Genomic DNA, 5,339 nt, shown 5'->3' on the forward strand with positions numbered 1-5,339 from the left:
CCCCCTCTCTTCCTCCCCCCCCCCCCCCCCCCCCCCCCCCCCCCCCCCCCCCCCACCCCCCACACCCCCCCCCCCCCCCCCCCCCCCCTGGCCCCCCCCCGGGCCGGTGCTTTTGTGCGAGGGAACAGCGCGTGGACGCGAGTGCTGACCTTAGCCGCAAGAAGTTGTGTGTAACCATGCATCTCGCGGCTAAGGTCAGCCCGATCGTCACCAGCGGCTACCGCTCGCGGCAGGCCCCGCCTTCGGAGGCCGTGAAGACTTCAAGGCAAAACGTTTCAGGCCCGTCGCCAATAAGACGGGGCTGGTATTCGTTGATGGGGCGTTTGTGATTCAAGTACGCAATGCACCCGCGCGCAGCAGCGATTTTCTCAAGGATGATTTCCACCCCGGGAACCGTCAGCTCCCCCAATGTCAGCCCGACGGTGCGCGGCTGCGCCACTTCATCACCCAAGGCTGTGGTTGTGCGCTGCGCCAAAATATCCGCAGCACTGGCCCACCGCCCCCACACACCCTTGCTGGTGAGCAGTGACGGCTGCTGATTGATCGGCATGGCGGCGGCAAAGTAGCGCGTATCAAAGCGCCTGTGCGCAAAATCCGGGCTCAACCAATGGCTGAGCGGCTTGAGCAAATCCGTCCGGACTGCCAATCCGTACCGTTCCAGCAAGGTGGCAAAGGTGGTCTCCTGCCCAGCAATGGACTCGCGCGCACGCATCCATTCGGGACCGGAATTGTTTTCCACCAGACTCGATGCGTCCGGACCAGCCAGCAAGATGCCCGTCTCTTCGAACGTTTCCCGAATGGCAGCCACCACGTGGCGCTTGGCCAGGCCAATATCCGCTGTACCCAGGCTCTTGGCCCACATTGTCGGTGAGGGGCCCTCCCAGTCGGTGACGTCGTCGTCCGCGGCCTCAACGGTGCCACCGGGGAAAGCAACAGCACCCAGCGGAGAACCCCCGGGGCGGTACGTCAGAAACGTTCGCAACCCGGTCGGGCTGTCCTTCAACAGCACCACCGACGACGCCGACCGTGGCTTACTCAGTGTGCGCCCACCAAATTCCACCCACGTCTGCGCAGCTTCCCGCTGATCTGCACTTAGCGGGAAACAACGTTTACCCATGGGCCGCGCGCCCACTGGACTGCTACTGGAATTCGGCAATCAGCTCAACCTCAACGGGAGAATCCAAAGGCAAAACGGAAACTCCGACGGCGGAACGTGCGTGAACTCCGGCGTCGCCAAACACGTCGCCCAGAAGTTCGGAGGCGCCGTTGATAACGCCCGGCTGGCCCGTGAAGGAAGGGTCCGAGGCAACAAAGCCGACGACTTTGACGATGCGAGTCACTCGGTCAAGATCGCCAATGACGCTTTTGAGCGCCGCAATGGCGTTGATGGCGCAGGTGGCGGCCATGACTTTTGCGTCCTCAGCTGAAACTTCGGCACCGACTTTGCCCGTAGCTGTGAGTTTGCCGCCAATAAAAGGCAGCTGCCCGGAGGTGTAAACGTGGTTGCCAGAGATGACCGCTGGTACATAGACCGCCACAGGAGGCGCCACCGGGGGAAGGGTTAAACCCAACTCGGCCAGGCGGGCCTCAATGCGCGCGGATCCTTGACTTGCTGCGGTTTCCACGGCTACGCCTTCTCTCGTTTAAGGTAGGCCACCAAGCCCCTGCCGTCGGGCCCGGGGACAACCTGGACAAGCTCCCAGCCGTCGTCACCCCAGCTGTCCAAGATCGCCTTGGTGTTGTGGATAATCAGTGGAATCGTGGAGTACTCCCATTTGGTCATACATCAAAGCGTATCCCCTGCCGGTAAACTGGGAAAATGGCTGCAAATAAACACCCCATTTTCGATACCGCCACAACCCTCGGGAAATTAGTCGCCTTCCTTGGCGTCAGCACTATTTGTGGCGTCCTGGTAGCAGGACTCATGGTTCCGGCGGTAGCGCTGGCGGGCACAACCACCACCTCATCCATCTCATTTTTCGATGATCTTCCGGATGAGATGGAGGTCGGCACCCCGGCCCAGTCCTCGAAAATTGTTGCCTCCGACGGCTCCGTGTTGGCCACTTTCTATGACCAGAACCGCACGGAAGTGGCGCTGAAGAACATCTCGCCGTTCATGAAGAACGCCGTGATCGCTGTTGAGGACGCCCGCTACTACGAGCACGGAGGCATTGACACGCGCGGCCTGATCCGTGCCGTGGCAGCCATGGCGAAGGGCGGTGGCCGACAAGGTGCCTCCACCATCACCCAGCAGTATGTCAACAACGTCATCATCCAGACGTATGCTGCCGACGGCGAAACTGACAAGATCAAGCTCGGCTCCGACAAGGGTGTTGGTGAAAAGGTTCGCGAGATTAAGCTCGCCATCTCCATGGAGAAAAAATACTCCAAGGATGAAATCCTGCAGGGCTACCTGAACTGGGTGTTCTTTGCCAACGGCAACTTCGGCATCGAATCTGCCGCCTACTCGTACTTTGGTGTCCATGCCAAGGACCTCACCTTGCCGCAGTCGGCGCTCCTGGCCGGTGTGGTGAACAGCCCCACGGTGTACGACCCCTTGGCCAACCCCGAGGCCGCCGTCTCTCGCCGCAACCTGGTGCTGGCCAACATGCTGGATCAAGGCATGATCGATCAGAAGCAGCATGACGATGCCGTCAAGGCAAAAATTGGTTTGAAACTCCAGGACAGCCGCAATGGCTGTACAACCGCAGTCCGTGGCGAGTACTTCTGTGACTATGTCACCAACTTGTTCATGAACGATCCTGCCTACGGTAAGACCAAAGAGGATCGACTCAAGCTCCTCAAGCAGGGTGGGCTGACTGTCAAGACGACATTGGATCCGAAGTTGCAGGATGCTGCCCAAGGTCAGATCAACAATTTCCTGCCCATGGACAACAACCCCGACAAGGTTGGCCAGTCGATGGTTTCGGTGCAGCCAGGCACCGGCAAGATCCTCTCCATGGCACAAAACACGAAGCTTGCGGCGCCTGAAGGCCAGTGGAGCAATGTTTACAACTTCAACGTTGACATGTTTGACGCCCAAGGCAATGAGCTCGGTGGGGCCGGCGGTTTTGCCACCGGTTCAACCATGAAACCGTTCACGTTTGCAGAATGGCTCAATTCCGGACACAAGATCAATGAGAGCGTTGACGCCTCGGTCCAGAGGTATCCGTTCGGTTTCCCCTGGCAGAACTCCTGTGGAACTGTTTCAGGCGCCTACGACTCCAGTGACCCCGCGGCCGACAAGGACTTGCGAAACGCCGAAAACAACTTCTATCAGAGACTTACGGCCCGTGAGGGTCTGTACAACTCCTTGAACACGGCCACCTTTGCAACGGCGTCGCAATTGGACTTCTGCAACATCCAGAAAATGATGACCGCCACCGGCGTGCATGACGGTAAGGACCCCAAAAAGCCGTATGACATGTCTTCCCTGAGCAACCTGCTCGGTGCCCGGCCCGTTTCTCCCATGATCATGGCAAATTCGTTTGCCACGTTCAGCGCCGGCGGCGTCCACTGCGATCCCATCGCCCTGGTGTCCGTCACCAATGCCAAGGGTGACAAGTTCAAGGTACCCTCGGCCAACTGCAAACAATCCATCAAGCCCGAAGTTGCCGCCGGCGTCACCAGTGTTTTGCAGGAGGTTCTGGTGCGCGGTTCGGGCTACCGAATCCCGCTTCAGTACGAAGCCGGAGCCAAGACAGGCACAACGAATGATTCTGAGCAGACGTGGACTGTGGGCTACACCAAGGGCCTCGCCACCGCATCGTGGATTGGCAACCCGGATCTGGGTGCCCGCTCCTCCAACGGCCTGTTGATCGCCAACCAGCGCGTACCCTACGTCGATGGCGCCACCTTTGCTGGCAAAGCGTGGCAGGGTTACATGAACCAGGTTGCTGGCGGCTTTGATGTGAGCGGTTTTACTCCCCCGCCAGCCAGCATGGTTGATTCGCCTGTGATCGTTGCCCCCAAGGAAGATACGCCGGCGAAGCCAGACGCCGGCGACCCGGACAAGTCGGCAGATGACAAGTCCGACAAAAAAGACAAGAAAGACTAGAGAGCGGCTTTCATGTCACGCACACGACAGGCCTCGCCCAGCCTCTCACCATGGGGAGCTGCGGCGGGGTTTGCCGTTGCCGCGGGCGTCGGCGCCGTGGCCTACGGCGCCTTGATTGAACGCAACTGGTTTGTTATCCGGGAAGAGCGGCTTGCCATTCTGCCTGCCGGGTCAGCGCCTTTCACCGTGCTGCACATTTCAGATATTCATCTCTCCCCCGGCCAGCACAAGAAGACGCGGTGGTTGCGAGAACTCGCCTCCATTCAACCTGACCTAGTGGTCAACACCGGCGATAACCTCAGCCATCCTGCGGCCATTGCCCCGCTCTTGGCCGCGCTGGGTCCTCTCATGGACTTTCCCGGTGTCTTTGTCCCCGGCTCCAATGACTACTTTGCGTCAACGTTCAGGAATCCGCTGGCCTACCTCGCTGGGCCGTCTAAGCTGCCTGCTGGTAAAAGGCGTACGCCCATCGCCCTGGACACCGAGACCCTCCATACGGGTTTCGGTCTGGGCGGTTGGGTCGATCTGACCAACAGGGCGCAGTCCCTCCCGTTCAACGGTATTCGTTTCGACTTCAGCGGCGTGGATGACCCGCACCTCAATCGCGAACGCTACGCCGGTTGGCCACAGGGATCAGCGAACCAGGACGCTGCCCCGCACGTAAAGATTGCTGTGGTCCACGCCCCGTATCAACGGGTCTTGGACCATTTCACCGGCGAAGGAGCCGACCTGATCTTGGCCGGACACACCCATGGCGGACAGGTTTGCTTGCCCGGATACGGCGCCTTGGTCACCAATTGCGACCTCCCCACGTGGCGCGCCAAAGGTCTCAACGACTGGGACGCCCACGGCTTGACCAGCCCCGTCAACGTCACAGCCGGCATTGGCACGGCCCGCACGGCGCCCTTCCGCTTCGCCTGCCGCCCCGAAGCTGTTGTCCTGACGCTGACCGCCAAGGAGTAGCCGCGCGCAACCCTTGTCCTGAGCCGCGTCGTTTCGTTCGACCCGGGCATGCGATTTCGCGATCACGGCCCCTGTCCGCTATTCTTGAGAGGTTGCTTTTTCAGACCTTCACAGGTCGAAGGAAGTAGCGGATCGGGGTGTGGCGCAGCTTGGTAGCGCGCGTCGTTCGGGACGACGAGGCCGCAGGTTCAAATCCTGTCACCCCGACCACTGTGATGTGTCGCGACATCGTTGACTGATGTAGCGGGACATAGGTGACAAAAGCTCTCTCCTTCGGGAGGGGGCTTTTGTTATTTTTTGGGTTGGTAGCTTTTGCTTG

The 5,339-nt window shown here is 60.1% G+C and carries 5 protein-coding genes and 1 tRNA gene; 3 read left to right on the top strand and 3 right to left on the bottom strand.

Going from position 1 to position 5,339, the window contains the following annotated elements:
- Positions 1 to 217: 217 nt before the first annotated feature.
- From ACX80E_RS16970 to ACX80E_RS16980, 3 genes are read right to left on the bottom strand one after another with little or no spacing between them, the layout of a single operon-like run.
- Positions 218 to 1,117: an NUDIX hydrolase gene (locus tag ACX80E_RS16970; RefSeq protein WP_459303240.1), complete on the bottom strand. Its 900-nt coding sequence runs from the start codon at positions 1,115 to 1,117 to the stop codon at positions 218 to 220.
- 22 nt (positions 1,118 to 1,139) lie between these two features.
- Positions 1,140 to 1,625 carry a RidA family protein gene (locus ACX80E_RS16975; protein ID WP_459303241.1) on the bottom strand — a complete coding sequence of 162 codons (486 nt, stop codon included), beginning with the start codon at positions 1,623 to 1,625 and terminating at the stop codon, positions 1,140 to 1,142.
- A gap of 2 nt (positions 1,626 to 1,627) precedes the next feature.
- Entirely contained in the window at positions 1,628 to 1,783 is a 156-nt protein-coding gene (locus ACX80E_RS16980) for a DUF4177 domain-containing protein (protein ID WP_165788018.1), read from the bottom strand.
- 36 nt (positions 1,784 to 1,819) lie between these two features.
- On the opposite strand from ACX80E_RS16980, the gene ACX80E_RS16985 reads away from it, so the two are divergent.
- From ACX80E_RS16985 to ACX80E_RS16995, 3 genes are all read left to right on the top strand, one after another.
- The gene (locus ACX80E_RS16985) at positions 1,820 to 4,057 is read left to right on the top strand and encodes a transglycosylase domain-containing protein (RefSeq protein WP_459303242.1); all 2,238 of its coding nucleotides are present in this window, start codon (positions 1,820 to 1,822) and stop codon (positions 4,055 to 4,057) included.
- Between the two features lie 12 nt (positions 4,058 to 4,069).
- Positions 4,070 to 5,020, top strand: coding sequence for a metallophosphoesterase (locus ACX80E_RS16990; protein ID WP_459303243.1), 951 nt, complete (start codon positions 4,070 to 4,072; stop codon positions 5,018 to 5,020).
- A 133-nt stretch (positions 5,021 to 5,153) separates the two neighbouring features.
- Positions 5,154 to 5,230: transfer RNA gene (locus ACX80E_RS16995), tRNA-Pro, on the top strand.
- The last annotated feature ends 109 nt before the right edge of the window (positions 5,231 to 5,339 follow it).

The organism is Arthrobacter sp. TMN-49 (genome assembly GCF_054511095.1).